Genomic DNA, 15,703 nt, shown 5'->3' on the forward strand with positions numbered 1-15,703 from the left:
ATGAAGCGTAAAGGCATCATTCTGGCGGGCGGGTCGGGTACCCGTCTGCACCCCGCGACCCTGGCTATTTCCAAGCAGCTGCTGCCGGTTTACGACAAGCCGATGATCTACTACCCGTTGACCACCCTGATGCTGGCGGGTATCCAGGACATCCTGATCATCTCCACCCCGCAGGACACCCCGCGTTTCGAGCAACTGCTGGGCGACGGCCACCAGTGGGGCATCAACATCAGCTACGCCGTGCAGGCCTCGCCAGACGGCCTGGCGCAGGCCTTCCTGATTGGTGAAGACTTCATTGGCAACGACCTGTCGGCACTGGTGCTGGGCGACAACATCTATTACGGTCACGACTTCCAGCAACTGCTGCGCAACGCCATGGATCGCGACGAAGGCGCCAGCGTGTTCGCCTACCACGTGCACGACCCCGAGCGTTACGGCGTGGTCGAGTTCGATGAGAAGGGCAAGGCGATCAGCCTGGAGGAGAAACCGACCAAGCCGAAGTCCAGTTATGCCGTGACCGGGTTGTACTTCTACGACAAGGACGTGGTCGAGATTGCCAAAGGCATCAAGCCATCTGCGCGGGGTGAGCTGGAGATTACCGATTTGAACCGGGTGTACCTGGAGCAGAACCGGTTGTCGGTGGAGATAATGGGGCGCGGGTATGCCTGGCTGGATACCGGGACGCATGACTCGTTGCTCGAGGCGAGTGGGTATATCGCGACCATTGAGCGGCGGCAGGGGTTGAAGGTGGCTTGTCCGGAAGAGGTGGCGTACAGGCAGGGGTGGATTGGGGCGGAGCAGCTGTTGAAGCTGGCGGAGCCGTTGGCTAAGAATGGGTATGGGCAGTATTTGAAGCGGCTGGTGCAGGATAGGGTTTATTGAGAGGGAGTTAAGCCTTGCCGTAGCGCAACCGGACCTTGAGGGGACGATGGTAGGTTTTTGTTGGGAGGCTTTGTCTTTCTTGATCAAGGCCCTAAAAAATCCTGGCACGAATATCACATGGTGCAAGCCAGCGGAATCATGGCACAGCCTTTTGTTAACTTGTCGAAACACATGAGGATTTGGCGATTTTTTCTCTACCAGTCATACATGCGTCCGAAATGTTGCAACAGCGGTTGATGAACACTCGATCGAGGTGGGCAAACCTGGTATGGTTTTTCGCTTAATTCTCGGGCGTTGAAGCGATGTCCGCAACGTTCATAAGCTCCTTCGAGCGCATCTCCTGAGCCCACCTTACGGTGGGCTTTCTATTTCAGTTCGCATAGATATCCCGGTACAATCGCTGTTTTTTACAGGGAAAAATCGGTGAATAGACGAAAATTTTTAACAGTTGCGGCTGCTGCTGCAGCATATCCGGCCTATCGAGGACTTGGGGTGTTATTTAACGATCGACTGGTTCACTTTTATGGTGGGCAACTTGGCAGACTTAAAGCTGCCCTTGCCGACCCCAATCAAGCTATGACTGGAATCTCGTTTATTGGGGATTCAATAACCTGGGGTACAGGTACTCGACAAGGCCCTGATCCCGATCCTCGAAACGGTACGCTGTCTGATCCTAGAGACAATTTTGCGAGTGAAAGCTATGTCAATAATGTTAAGCGCTTCATCGGAAATAAATTTTTACCAAACGCATCATTGAAGTTGTCTAATTGGCGCACATCGCCCTCTGGACAATCCATTGTGGAGTTTCTTGATGGGGCCAAGAATAAAGCGGTGCGCATCAGCAATCAAGGCATCAACGGAGCAAGCACTACCAGTTATACGGCCCGTAATCTAGTTGCCTCTGGTGAGGATAATTTTGCTTTGCTTTCCGGCGACAAGTTTGTTTTTGTGCAACTTGGGACCAATGATCGAATTATCGATCGCCGGAATCCGAAGAGTGGTAGCGAACTGGCGGAAAACTTGGAGCTTCTTGTTTCCCGAATCAATGATAAGGCTGATGTGGTTCTAATGTGCGCAAACCCATCAACTGTAGAGTCGTCTGGAAAATATTTGTTTGATATGCGGGTGGTTAGAGATGCTGTACTTGCGGTTGCCAAAAATTGCCGCATTGATTTTATTGATAATTACGCATTGTTTGAAAGTCTTGATCTCAAGGCGCACTTAAGTGATGGGAGCCACCCGAACGTTAAGGGGCATTCAGTAATTGCTGGGAATATAATGTCAGCAATCGAAATGGCTTAAATGTATGGGCGCAAGCTGCGCCCTGTTATAAGACTTTGGGTTTTCGTCGGTACTTGAAAGCTGTATTGAGGTATGTCAGGCCAGCGACGTCGTCCAGTAGTTTGAGGGTTTAGCTCTGTCCGTTATCAATTGTATCCTATCCAAGGAGTACAAAGCGTAAGGATGTACCGGTGACGTCACAAAGCGTGTCAGATCGCCAGGGAAGGTCAGGGCTGTGATCAGTATGCCTCGGGCCCTTATCCCTCCTGATGAGGCAGTTCGTCTGCTCCAGAGATACAACCGTATAAGCAACTGATTGTTCAGGCGCCGAAGCGCTCCATCGAGCGTCAGCCGTTGACTGAACATTGTCCTGCTCCTTTTGGCGGAAAGCCCTGTAAACACATGCCATGCCCTACCGAGGAGTCGAGTTTCGTCGGGACCCCGGGAGGTCTTAGGTGGATAGATCAATGTGTCCTGATACCCATGGAGCATACAACCCTGGTTTTGTCCCTAGCAGGCTTTTCCCGGCTTTGCGCGGCAATTGAGTCTCCTCTCCGGTATGGTATGAGTTTGCCGCAGGTCATACGAGCATCCCTGAATAGCTTGAGATAGCCGCTTCAGCGTGGGCAAAGCGTCATCAGTATGCTTTTTTCCTGAGAAAAATAGAGCGGTCTGAGTAAAAAAAAATCCGCAAACGCTAGTAAAACGGTATCATTTGCCATTTCTTAAAGGCCCCCATGACAGGGAATTCAGAGATGCAAGGCAAGAAAATGTCCTACCGTCCAGACATAGATGGGTTACGGGCTCTGGCGGTATTAGCGGTAGTGATATTTCACTTTAATAAACAGTGGCTGCCCGGTGGTTTCGTCGGTGTCGATATATTCTTCGTGATTTCAGGGTATTTGATCACGGGTATCATCTTGAAAGAAGTTGCAAGGGGAGAGTTTTCCTTTGTGGACTTCTATATGAGAAGAGTTCGAAGGATTCTTCCGGCTGCATTCTTCCTTATTTTCGTTACGGTGCTTTTCGGGCTTACCTTCATGGTGCCTATGGATGCGAAGGATTTGGCTTCCTCGGCAATCGCATCCACTTTTTCAGTTGCAAATATTTACTTTTGGAAATATCTGGATGTAAGTTATTTTGCAGCATCCTCTGACATGGTGCCGCTGCTTCACATGTGGTCGCTAGGTGTAGAGGAGCAATTTTATCTTGTCTGGCCAGCCTTGCTAGTCATTTTGTATAAGGTCGGAGGACGGAGAGGGCTAGTCCCGGCTGCGTTGCTGATATCTTTAGCATCAGTTCTGTATGGTGAAAGCAAATTGGCCTCTGATCCCAAGTTTGCCTATTATATGCTTCCTTCACGAGCTGGTGAGCTGCTTGTGGGTGCGCTTGCACTTTTTGCAAGTGAGACTTGGAAAGGTCGTATCAATAAAAACGTCGGCCAGGCTCTGGCTCTTTTTGGTGTTGCAGCAATTGGTTTTTCAATTGCGTTTATAAGCGAGGCAGGGGGCTTTCCGGGAATTATTTCGTTACTTCCGGTAGTGGGCGTAGCATCTGTGATTTTTGCGGGTGCTATTGGCAATAATGTCGTGAGTTCATTGTTGTCATTGAGGCCTCTTGTATTTATCGGGCTTGTATCATTTTCTCTGTATCTATGGCACTGGCCTATCCTGGCATTTTATCGCTATGCGTATGGTCAGCCAGCAGGCAGCGGGTATCTGATCTGCGGCGTGTTGCTAATCGTAGCGACATTGATTTCCTATTATTTAGTTGAAGTGCCCTTCCGGCGTCCGGCAAAACGAATCGTAAACCTAAAAGGTTTTGCTGTTGCTGTGGTGGCAATTTTAACCGTTTCCGTATCTTACTACGCCATCGGCACTAAAGGCTTAGTAAGAGAGCTCTCGCCAGAGGGGTACCATGCCAAGGTGACTGAGCATTTTAATCAAACTAAAGCTGCCTACCGCTACGAATATAATTGCCAAACTCCACGTTATGATGCAAATTTGATAAATTTGGAACGCTGCCTTATCGGTCCTGGCGACAAAAAACCAAGTGTTTTGATTTTTGGTGATTCTAATTCTGCCCATTACGTTGGTTACTGGAAAGTCATTGCGGAAAATCAAGGTGTCACCATGCGCAATATTGCGCATGATTCTTGTGTGCCTTTTGCAGGGGAAAAAAGTCGCCCGTATGTGAAGGTGGCTAGTCGAGACTCTTGCCAGAAGTTCAATTCGCTGGTTAGAGAGCATTTTGGTGATTATGATACGCTAATTGTTAGCGCTGACTGGGAAGGCTATAAATACAGAACAAAAAACTATGTGGAAGATATTGAGGGTCTTGTTAGGGAACTCTCATCTACCGGAAAGAGTATCATAATCGGCCTGAAAGTGCCGATCTTTAAGGGATATGATAGGTCGTGTGACCTAAAAGCCATCAAGATTCCCGGGGTGGATTGCGCTGCTAGAGGTGTGTATGCCGATACAGGTGAGACAGAAATAAACAACCAGATTATTGCTATTGCTGGTAAGTATAATAACGTCAAGACTTTTACGCTGAGAGACTATGTCTGTACTCACGGTACATGCTCTGCTTATCTGCGAGGAAAACCTATCTATTTTGACCTCGGTCACTTGAGCATGGCTGGATCAGAGCAGATTGGGCGGATATCGGTTGCCGAGAAAAATATGCCTGGATTGATTTCTCAAAAATAGAGGCTGACGAGGCGACCAAGTGGTCGCCTCTATTTAGAGCACTATGGCACAAACACAGTTTACCTACCCAGTAGTTCATTTGCGGGCGAGTTCCCGAGGCTCGCGTCCTACGTACCTGACCAAGGGCAATGCCCTACGAAAGGGAATTCATGAGTAACAAAATTATTGCCTATCGTCCTGATATTGATGGATTGAGGGCCATTGCCGTATTGGCAGTCGTGATATTTCACTTCAACAAGCAATGGTTGCCGGGTGGCTTTGTTGGGGTTGATATTTTCTTTGTGATCTCTGGATACTTGATCACAGGGATTGTAGCTAGGCAACTAACCGCAGGGGAGTTCAGATTTGCAGATTTTTATTTGCGAAGAATTAGGCGAATCTTCCCCGCTACTGCTTTTATGATCTTCGTTGTCCTGTCGATCGGCATTGTTCTGATGTTGCCAGCGGACGTGAATGATCTATCAGGATCAGCACTTGCCTCTATTTTGTCAGTGGCGAATGTATATTTTTGGAAGTATCTGGACGTAAGTTACTTTGCTGCGTCTTCAGATATGGTTCCGTTGCTTCATATGTGGTCGCTAGGCGTTGAGGAACAGTTCTATTTGCTGTGGCCCGCTTGTCTATTTTTTGCATTTGCTTGGGCTGGAAGATATTGGCTAATAGTTTTTGCCGTGTTCGTGGCGATAGCATCTTTCATCTGTGGGCAACTAAATCTGGTTGCCGATCAGAAGTTTGCATATTATATGTTGCCTTCGCGTGCTGGTGAGCTGTTGGTTGGCGCGGTCACCTATTTTATATGTCAGAACAGTAATTACAGACTTCAGCGAATTTATGCTGAGCTTATGGCTGTTGTCGGCCTTGTGATTGTAGTCTGGTCTTTGGTAATGATCCGTGAGTCGGATGGTTTCCCTGGCCTCATCTCGATAGTGCCTACAATTGGCGTTGCGCTGCTTATTGCAGTTGGCACATTCAGCCCTACATTCATCGGTAAACTGTTTTCCTTACGTCCGATAGTCGGTATCGGGCTGGTTTCATTCTCTCTCTATTTATGGCATTGGCCGGTGTTGGCGTTTTATCGTTACGCAATGGGGGAGCCGGATCTACTGGGAGGGGGCTTGTGTCTTGTTATCATTATAGTGATGACATTGTTCTCATACTTCTTCGTTGAAAAGCCCTTTAGACATGGAGGGGCTCCCGCCAAAGCTCTGGCTCTTTCTGGATTGCTCGTAGCGGCATGCATGCTTTCCGGTGTTGCGTTGTATTTTAATGGAGTGATTCAGTTTCTGTCGCCAAAAGGCTACGCAGAGACATTAGCAGATATTGGCAATAACACAGGTCCAGCTTTCAGCTATCGATATGTATGTCAGGTAGGAGCAAAGCCGGAATTTTTGAGTGACAAGAGATGTGTAGTCGGAGATACGAGTAAAGAGCCACGAGCAATTTTGTTTGGTGATTCTAATGCTGCGCACTTCATGGGCTATTTTAAGGTTCTTTCTGAGCATTATGGGTTCGCGCTGCGAAATATAGAACACTCCTCTTGTCCGCCATTCCCTGAGGAGTTAAGCAGGAAGTACACTCCACCCGCCGCAAAAAATAGCTGTGTTGAATTCAATAGAATGGTGCGGAGTGAACTGAACAAGTACGAAACTGTTGTCTTGGGTGCAAGTTGGCATGCGTATGCGAAGGAGCCGAGTTTCGAATCTGACCTTAGGCGGACATTGAAGCTTCTTACCGACTCCGGTAAGAGTGTCGTTATTGCTCTCCGCGCGCCAGGTTTCATTGGCTATGACCGCGAGTGCAGTAAGAAACAACTGAAGATTCCTTTCATGTCATGTGAGAAGCAATCTTCGTATGTGGATAAAGGCGATATTGCGGTTAATAAGCTAATTGGTGATGTGGCTCGAGATTATCCGCGAGTAGCCGTGTTCGGCTTGCGAGATTTGATTTGCAAGAATGGTATGTGCTCAGCCTACATGAATGGCATTCCGTTGTATTATGATGAAGGGCACTTAAGTATCCCTGGTTCTGAAATGCTAGGTGCGGAAGCATTGCGAACAAATTCACTTCCTTGGGAACTATTGCGAGTGCTTTCGAATAACTCTGAGCCGTTAGCGGATAGTGACAGTAGTCCAAGCATGTAATGGACTGTTGGGCTGCATGAAGATTGGACAGGCACTGAAAAGTACCTGTCCAATCTTCTATTTTCAATAGGGGGAGATCTTTATAAAAGGTTTTCGATCTGTTCTACATTGCATTTTGCAGATAGCTGCTCTTCGAGGGCGTCTTTGTAAAAAGCAATGATCTCTAATGTCTCGTACGAACTAGGAACTGGGAAGCGGGCGTCTCGCGAGGTGTCGTACCAGCGCACATCACGGCGAGCACCATCGACTACTAGATAAAAAGCAACGCTCCCGCTATCCTGAAACTTCCCATCGATTACCAAAGAGCAATGTGCAAATATTTCTTCATCGGCTTTAAAAGCAGCAACAGCAAGCTTTGCGCCTAAAGAAATGAACGGCGGATAAGGACGAGGTGTTGACGGGGGTTCGATAACCATCGCATTTGGGTGGTCGGTTTTTTTTCTTACTTGACTAAGAGCTTCTACGTAGTAACCCTTACAGTAATGGAAAGGAGAAACCCCCCATCGGTGTTGTTCGTCCGCAGTTAAAAGAGATGGTGAAAAACTCATGAATTGATGTTCGGCCAATTCATGGCTTAAAACATCATACATCCAGTTTAGTTCGGCATTTGCTTTTTCAATAAAAGCGGGGGCTACGGGGAAATCTGTATCGCTATCTTTTTCAAACTTAGATGACCAGAAGACTTTGTTGATGATAACTTTGTCAAGCTTGTTTCGATCCTTCAAGAAAGCAAATAATTTTTGCATTCCTTGGAACCAGAGTCGACGACGCTCCATGGATCCTTGAGGGATTATCCTAAAGCCAGCTATGGATGGCTCTTCGAGTAAGCCGCTTTCGGTAAGCTCATTTGAGAGCGTGATTATTTGGCCGGAAGGCAAGGCTATAAGGTCGAATCTTTCATCGATGAGGTCAATTAGGATTATATCTGCGTCATTGAATTGATTGTTCTCGGAGAACATCGCTTTGGAGAAGTCGTACGCAACCATGCGGCGTCGAAAGGCAGAAGGAATGCGTTGTAATGCCTCATCGTTAGCATAAGCCGCACTGCATAGTGAAGCCATAGAGGATCTGGCATAGTATTCTAAGAGACTGAAGTCGCTGTTTTCTTCGAGGTTAAATATGTCTCGGGAAACGCAGCTGCCATAGATAATTAAATTCTTAGTCACTGTATTGTTTTAGCCTTCTGGAATGATGCAGTTTGAACGTGCATCAAATGGTGCGACCACAAAGCCCATATGGTTTTTGGGCGTAACCGAACTGATTATCTTAGCCAACACTGATGCGGTTCGATATTCATGGGACGGTTAGCGGTGGCGATCATATAGGATCCAATTTATGCCTTGTGAGAGGTAACTGATAATGCATTATCCCGAGCAGGAAGGGCGAATGCAACGACCACGCAGCGGTTGATAGGCGCTCTAAACACATAATACGTCACACAAATAAAATCGTGACGCACTGGGCGCTCATGCATTCTTGATGTCGTCATGCTGCTTGAGTCGTAAAGCTATGACCCCCGGATAGCGCAGATAGTTCATTTTTCGGTCGACTGGATGCGCTGTAGGGCGCGGTAGCCGAGGGTCTTTCTTAGAGGTCTAGACGAATGGAGGCAGGGCTGGAAGAAAAGTGTAAGCTTTTATAATAATAAACTACTTGGAGGGTAATTGAGCCAGCTATGCAAACTTCAGCTCGAGACAAGCCTTTCAAAAGTTGAGAGTTCGCGACCTTTGCTATGCCCTAACTTTTAGTATTCTGGCCTGTTGATCGAGCCAGGTATTTTGGCGAAATCTGCAGAATGTCCTTGGCCATTTCTTTCTTGATGTTGTTTCGAGAGAATTGCTCGACAAAATCAGAGCGAGAGGTTTGCTGCATTTCCAGACGTTGAAAGGCTTCAATTGCACCGTCTATATCGCAAGGTCGAAACAGTGCAATGTTCTTGATGCGCTTTTGCGCAAAGCGCGCCGCATAACCAGAAAGGCCACCCCAAATAGGTTTGTTAGTGGCGGCGTACTCAAACAGCTTCGAGGGAAGGACGCGGCGAAATGCCTTTAGGTTATTCAAGTGCAAAAAAAGTACGTCTGCTTGATAATAAACACGAAGCAGTTCATCTCGCTTCATTGGTTGTGAAATTCGAACGTTATCGACCTTAGCATGCTCCAAGGCAATCTTAAGGTGTTCTAATGTGCTGCCAGCACCGACTAGGTGAAACTCAACTTGATCGGCAAGTCGCTTTGCGAGTTCTGGAAGTATTTGGTGGAGCCCTTGTCCGGTGCCAATATTGCCTGCGTAAACCACTTTAATTCTCGACGACTTTTTTTCGGACTCTGCTATCTGGGGGGGCGAGATTTGGTTGATGAATAAATCATCTACGCCATTGGTGTAAAGAGTGAAATCTCGACCTGGATAGCGAGTGTTGAAGTAAGGCAGGAATCCAGGTGATATCAAATTTACTCGGGTCGCTCTATTAATCGTCCAACGCTCAATCGGTGAGAAAGTTAATGCTGCGAAACGCCCCCATCGAGCGGGTAAGAGCTCTCGTAAGGTATCAACGAAAATGTCGCGAATATCTAAATACAATCCACAACCATTTCGTTGCGCGATGAAAGCCCCGAGAGATGCAGTCATTAAGCGCGACGATGTGGCGAAAACCAAATCGTAGTTTTGATTTCGTGTGATCTTTAAAGCGTTGGTAGCAAAGCTGATGAAAGCTCTAGCCTGGTCCCTAATCCCACTTCGATGTGCCGGTACATCAATGCGCCTTATTGTTAACAGCGGGGAGCATTCAAGGTTCACCGCATTTGCTGTAAAGGAGTGATAACGATTAGGGCGTGTCGTGACCACATCGATAGCCACGTGCTCACCTAATTCAGCCCTTAGCGCGTTGACCAGCGCTTCTGCACGAAATGAACCGGCCGAAAGATCCGGCGGGTAGTAAAAGCTGAGCAGAAGAATCCGGGTGGTCATTATCGAACCTGTTCTATTGGTGTGGTCGCAGGGAGTATTTGTTGGTAAAGGTCCACCAAGCGAGCCTCCTGCTCCTCCCAATTCAAGGTACTTGCAGTTGCGCGCGCGTTACTGGCAAGTTTTTTACGCAACTCGAGATCTGTAACCAGTTGGTTCAGCGCACGTGCTAGAGCAGGTGAATTATTGGCTGGTACCAGTATCCCTACATCATTGTTACGCACGATGCGACGTATTTCAGGGAAATCAGTTGCTACAACAGGGAGTCCAGCGATCAAATATTCGAAGAGTTTGTTGGAGTCGGTAGTGTAGTGATTGAGACAAGTGTTTTCGATTGGCTGCACGCCAATGTCAGCAGATGCTGTGTACTTTGGCAGTTCTGATAGAGCTACCGTGGGAATGAAGTGAACACGTTCCTGCAATCCGAGTTCCTCGCAGAGCTGGATCAGGTTTTGAGTCAGGCGCCCGCCTCCGATAAGCACAAAGTAGGCATTTGGCACCTCTTTGGCAGTTTTGATCAGCTTTTCAAGCCCTCGACCTTGCTGCAAGCCACCTTGATAAATGACTATCGGCCAAGGCGCTGCCAGACCAAGTTCTTCTCTAATGCGATTCGATGTTTCACAATGAGTCAGCCGAGGACGATTTTGTAAAACAGTAGGGCGTGCTACTCCATAAGCGCGAGCAAAGTACTTCGCTCTTGCATCGGTCGTAGTAATGCTGCCATCTACTTTGGGCATCAGCAACTTTTCGACCAAGCCAACTAGGCTGCGGAAGCTTTCATAACCTTCGCGACTGGTGCTGATTTCATGGGCGTCATAAACCAAACGTGCTTGGCTGAAGCGGGCTGCTAGCCAGGATGTGGGTAGGGTGTTCACATCGTGGGAGTGCACAAGATGAGGGCGATACCGGACCATGTGCCAAAGAAGAGCAGTATGCGTCCATGTTCGGGCGATAAGGCGGAGAAGTTGATGCTTGAACGTGAGTTTGCCAATGGGGCCTTGAGGTTTACTCGTGCGGGGTGCCACATTTGGCACAGTTCTGCCCTTACGCCAATGCCACAACGGACTACGAGCAACACGGAAGACTTCAATACCATCCTTTAGTTGTTCCTGCTGGCTAGTTACGCCGGGAGTATGCAAAGCAAAGACTTTAACTTTATAGCCTGCCCGTTGGAGGGTTTGGGCTTCTTTCAGAACACGAGCATCATTCAGGAATTCATTCCAAACAATCATGGCTACGCGTTGCATACGGCTACCTCTAAAGCTGATTGGTTGAGTGCACTTACCAAATTTGAAATTTGAGGAAGGGTTTCAGCAGCCGATATGTAGTTTTGTCTCATGAGAAACTGATCGAGTTGGAAGCATAGGGCCGAAAAATGCAGGTGCTGCACCGTAATCTCCTGCATATCTGCGCGTTGCTCTTTGAGTTCAATTAGCAGTTCAGGAAGCAATGGTTCCAGTTTTTTGGATATTTGCAGGCTGGCTCCGACGGGCTCGAGGCTCCAGTTTCCCCAGTAACTGGCCGTAAGGGCTCCAGTGTTGGAAATGAATATTTGGTCCTTGCCTACCTGAGAGTTACAAACATGAAGAGGAAGGGTGCGAAGCAGATAGCGAATGCTTTCTATATGTCGCATGAAATCCTCGAATGCAGCTTTGTATTGGCTGACGTCGAGCGCCTCGCCTAGATTGATCAGTGCGGAATCACTTAGGCGATCCCACAGGAGCGGCCTGGAACGGGTATATTTCTGTACCAGTGATTGAGATGGGGTGCTTCTCATGAGGAGTTTGGTAAGTTCAAGTTGATATATACCAAATTCAACCGCGGGTATTTTGTTCAGGTGCTCTGGTCGGAAAATGTGACAGTGAAAACCATCTAGCACAGTTGCATGAACGAAAGGAAGAGTATAAAGGTTCCGAACGTGCGGATCGGAAAGTAAAGTCGCTTCGTTGATGGCCAAAGTGCTTCGGGTGGTGTTGAAGATCTTGATAAGATGTGTGTCTGATGTTCCCTGGATGCATTTTGACCTGACTTCGAGAGCGAACACATCGTGCACTCCACTTTGATGCCAGTTTACATGATGCTCTGTATAAGCCTTCTGCATGACGTCGTTAAGTAAAGCCGGCACCCAATTGTCGATCTGGCTTTGCGTGAAAATGCTCCAGAACTTTGTTGCTTTAGACTTTGTTTCGCCTGTTAATTTATGACCGTTAAAAAACAGGGCTGAAATCTGAAGGCGCTGCTCTTTCAGCAGCATCACATCCTGTATGAGCAAGGTCGCACGCTGCATGATCTGACGTGTGAGCAATACTCCAATTATAGCTGGAAGCAAGCTTGGTGGCGTATCTGAAAGTAGATCATAGGCGAGATAAGAAAAAGAAGCCAAGAAGCCAAAGGATCCCATCGAATTAATCAGTTCGTACGTGCCTTCGTTTGTCGATGATGAGTTACCTTTTTTTAACGCAGATATAGCTTTGGCGGCGACGCCCATGCAGAGCCAGAATGAGATGACTGCGATAGTCAGCTCTAAATAGATGAATCCAAGTGCCGCGATGGTTAGTGCGAGAAAAACTACAGCAGCTAAACTGCGTGTAAATCGAAGATATGCCTTGCGGGCTACATCATCCTGCCCATCGAAGACAATCAACTTGCTGCTATTGTTTACCAGCTTTTCGCTGCCAAGGGCTGTTAGCTTCTTTGTTATCGATTCTGATGCAAGATAAAGTAAGTAGAATGCAATGGCTGCAATGCAGAGGCCTACGAACAAGTTCTTCTGCTCAAATTCCTTGAAATACTCGGGGAAGTATGAGGGGATGGAAGGTGACCCAATAAGAATGATTGCCTTCAGGGGCAGATATGATGCTGCCAACAAGCTGATCTGCGCGGCTAAAGTGCAGATGATGATTGTGAGGGTTAGCCCCGGAATATTTCGAGTTATCTTGGAAGCAACGGAATAGATCCAGCGGCCTGAGTTGGGGTTTACGCTTTTTGCTTCGTTCATGATAACTTGCCTTGTTTCAAGTGTATCTGGGTTTTCCGGGGCGTTACTTTAGTTTATTGCCCAGGAAAGTACTGCTTGGGTGGCTGCCTGGTTAAGGTTGGGCTGTTTGAAGTTTGCAACAATCATCGCGGAGTTCGGCTTCCTGAAGTATACCTGAATTGTCGACTCGTCTTGAGTTTTAATGGTCGGGTTGTAGCCGTTCTTTTCCAGTGCTTGGCTGAAGTCTTGGTATACAGTCTTCAGGTCAGCAGTGGTCTCGAAGTAATGGAATTGACGATCCTTCTCGTCCTTGGTTGTCAGGTAGCTTTTGGTGCTCTTGACATTATTTAAGGAGATCTTGTGGCCTTCCTTAAGGTTAACGTTGGCGGTGTTCGGTGCATCGCAAGCGGTCAGGAAAAGGGCTAGAATCGAATACAGAGCAATCTTTTTCATGTTTGTTCCGAAATGCTTCAGTTTTGGTGGGCTGTAACAGTGAATTGCGCTTTAATAGCGTTCTTCATTTCAAATGCGACCATCGTCGTGTCAATCTGCTGCATGAATCCAACTCCGCTGATGCCTTTTATCAGTTGATCATCGTTCCAGCCTGTGACGACCGTGCAAGGGCAGTTCGAAGCGATGGTAATTCGATAGCTGGACGCCGGATGACGAATTTCCACGCCATCCTCAGTTGTTGTCACCCGCGTGCCGTCACCGCAGTGGAACAGGCTAAACATGGGCTTGTCTTTCAGTGTTGTATGGATCTCGTCGCAGATATCAAGCTGCAGTTGATCCAGATATCCTGTGATGCTGCGTTTTACGATGGCGTCGGTAAAGGCGTCATGCGAGCCATGCAGGGCAAAGTCATTGCCAATGATCTCCCCTGCAAGTTGAGCGTGCCCTGGTTCAATGCTATATGGCACATCACCGATAACCGGATTGTTGTGCGAGTAGGGGCCCCTCAGGAAGCTCTGTATTGGCTTGACATACTCGTGCGAATAGAAGCTAGGGTCGATAAGCCACTCAATACCATCCATGAACAACGTGAAAGACAGGTTGTCCTGATGTTTGTGTGTTTTGCACAGCGAAGTTGCAAACATGGTCAGCATGTAAGCGGTCTGTGCATGGTTGCCCTTGATAATCGCGTATCCTGCAGTCGGAAGGATCGTCGCGGAGGTAGTTGGATAATTCTTGCAATTGCGTACCGTTTCCAGGTCCGGATTAGCGCGGCGGAACGTGTCGCCCTGGGCAGGGGAGCGATTATCCGGGTAGCGCAAGAAGTCAGAGAATTTGAGTAGTTCTTCAGCGACCGTTGGAATGGTGGTGACGTGGGAACTCTGCTGCGCCAGTTCGCCGGCGAAGGCGATCAGCCGTTGCACACCTTGGTGATAGCCGATGGAGTTTTCGACAAACACCGCGTAACCGTTGTCGCGAACGATCAACCTGTCAAGCTGGTCAGTCAGGCGTGACAAGGCCAGCGACTGCCAGCGTTCGGAGCATGGGAAATCGGGCATGGCCAGGCTGGTTGCCAGCAGTGCCATATCCTGGAACCAGGCATGGTTGTGGTAGCGGGATGCTTGGTGAGAGGCGTAGAACATCTCCGAAGCCAGCAGCTGGGCGTGTTTGAAGATGGCTGCGCGCAGGCGCACCATGAAGCGGGTATCGAACTGCTGCTTTGCACCAATATCCCAGATCATCAAGAACGCTAGCAGTCGCTCGGCGGTGCCATGGTCATACCAGGCAAACTTCCTGTCCTCGTCGGCATTGAAATAGCTTCGTTCCAGCCAGTTACTGGTGAACTCGCGTGCCGGGAACAGAGGAGCAACGCTGCTCTCTTGCCGTGCATGCAGCATCAGAATGATTGCCGGATGCAGCGAATGCCACGAAAAACGATAGGTGCCAACAGCGTCGAGTTCGTCTGGCAGGGTCAGTTGCCAGTCCCAGTCCAGGCCAATGTTTCCATAGAGTGGGCAGACGCCTTTCTCCAGATAATCATTCGCTTGAGTCGGCACGTCCTTGAAGCACTTCTCCATGTAAGCATACAGAGAATCGAGAAGTGCTTCGGGAAGAGGCTGTCTTGCAAAACCTTCGGTCAGCCAGGCAGCGGGCTTGTCGTTTTCATGCCAGCAAGTCAGGCGCTCGATCTCCAGGGTGGAGCCTTCTTCTTGCGGCTGTCCTTTGAAATAGAGCTTTATTTCCTCAAAATCGCAGGCGGGCGGGGCAGCCCAGTCATTCTGAATACCGAATGCCAGGTCGTTGTGCCCGATAGTGAAATCAACCCACTCACCTCGTGCGGCATTCACGATCTTTACATGGCGGTAGCTGCCTTCGAATGTGTAGCCAACGCCGATGTAGTTCAGCTTTTCCCAATCGGATATGCGGAACCTCAGGTGCAGGCCGTTCCCGTGGAAGCTACGCGGCATCTTGAAGCGAAGTTGGTAGACGTTCGCGTTTCCAGTAAAGGTAAATACTGGATTGCCATCCAGCATTGCAGCGCGCGCATTGCCGCTGAAACCCTGCAGGTTGAAAGGCTCGTCGATTTCGCTACCGTGGTTGCAGAATGATCTGTAGTCCAGAATGGCCCGGTCGGAGAGGAAGTCCAACGCAGGCTTATCTGCCACGGGTACTGGTGTGGCCTCGATTTCGTCTTCCTTGAAGAGGTGATCGCGGATTTTCTTAAGCATGTCTTTGTAATGTTTTCTGAATAGTGAAAAGGGCGCAGCCCTCAATGGCGCTGCAAGGCGCTCAGTCAG

At 48.4% G+C, this 15,703-nt stretch carries 10 protein-coding genes; 4 read left to right on the top strand and 6 right to left on the bottom strand.

All coding sequences use genetic code 11. The features are described 5' to 3' along the window. The 4 genes from rfbA (at position 1) to CAG44_RS14950 (ending at position 7,015) form a co-directional block, all read left to right on the top strand. Positions 1-882, top strand: coding sequence for a glucose-1-phosphate thymidylyltransferase RfbA (gene rfbA / locus CAG44_RS14935; protein WP_085692444.1), 882 nt, complete (start codon positions 1-3; stop codon positions 880-882). 423 nt (positions 883-1,305) lie between these two features. Further along, positions 1,306-2,184 (top strand): SGNH/GDSL hydrolase family protein, encoded by an 879-nt coding sequence (locus tag CAG44_RS14940; protein ID WP_143493920.1) that lies wholly within the window; start codon positions 1,306-1,308, stop codon positions 2,182-2,184. A gap of 734 nt (positions 2,185-2,918) precedes the next feature. Then, positions 2,919-4,874, top strand: coding sequence for an acyltransferase family protein (locus CAG44_RS14945; protein ID WP_158091149.1), 1,956 nt, complete (start codon positions 2,919-2,921; stop codon positions 4,872-4,874). Positions 4,875-5,023: 149 nt separating this feature from the next. Beyond that, the gene (locus tag CAG44_RS14950) at positions 5,024-7,015 is read left to right on the top strand and encodes an acyltransferase family protein (RefSeq protein WP_085692445.1); all 1,992 of its coding nucleotides are present in this window, start codon (positions 5,024-5,026) and stop codon (positions 7,013-7,015) included. An 80-nt stretch (positions 7,016-7,095) separates the two neighbouring features. Here the strand turns inward: CAG44_RS14950 and CAG44_RS14955 are convergent, their stop codons facing one another. The 6 genes from CAG44_RS14955 to CAG44_RS14980 all read right to left on the bottom strand — a co-directional run bounded on the left by CAG44_RS14955 (position 7,096) and on the right by CAG44_RS14980 (position 15,634). Further along, positions 7,096-8,181 (bottom strand): DUF6270 domain-containing protein, encoded by a 1,086-nt coding sequence (locus tag CAG44_RS14955; protein ID WP_085692417.1) that lies wholly within the window; start codon positions 8,179-8,181, stop codon positions 7,096-7,098. A 571-nt stretch (positions 8,182-8,752) separates the two neighbouring features. Next, complete coding sequence (locus CAG44_RS14960) at positions 8,753-9,979, bottom strand: glycosyltransferase family 4 protein (RefSeq protein WP_085692418.1); 1,227 nt, start codon at positions 9,977-9,979, stop codon at positions 8,753-8,755. Continuing rightward, the gene (locus tag CAG44_RS14965; protein ID WP_085692419.1) at positions 9,979-11,223 is read right to left on the bottom strand and encodes a glycosyltransferase family 4 protein; all 1,245 of its coding nucleotides are present in this window, start codon (positions 11,221-11,223) and stop codon (positions 9,979-9,981) included. Before CAG44_RS14965 ends, CAG44_RS14960 begins: the two co-directional genes overlap by 1 nt. Further along, complete coding sequence (locus tag CAG44_RS14970) at positions 11,211-12,974, bottom strand: hypothetical protein (protein ID WP_085692420.1); 1,764 nt, start codon at positions 12,972-12,974, stop codon at positions 11,211-11,213. Before CAG44_RS14970 ends, CAG44_RS14965 begins: the two co-directional genes overlap by 13 nt. Before the next feature lie 48 nt (positions 12,975-13,022). Then, the gene (locus CAG44_RS14975; protein ID WP_085692421.1) at positions 13,023-13,406 is read right to left on the bottom strand and encodes a hypothetical protein; all 384 of its coding nucleotides are present in this window, start codon (positions 13,404-13,406) and stop codon (positions 13,023-13,025) included. Between the two features lie 17 nt (positions 13,407-13,423). Continuing rightward, positions 13,424-15,634, bottom strand: coding sequence for a heparinase II/III family protein (locus CAG44_RS14980; protein WP_256575283.1), 2,211 nt, complete (start codon positions 15,632-15,634; stop codon positions 13,424-13,426). Positions 15,635-15,703: the final 69 nt, after the last annotated feature.

Source organism: Pseudomonas sp. B13(2017) (genome assembly GCF_002113245.1).
GTDB lineage: Bacteria > Pseudomonadota > Gammaproteobacteria > Pseudomonadales > Pseudomonadaceae > Aquipseudomonas > Aquipseudomonas putida_Z.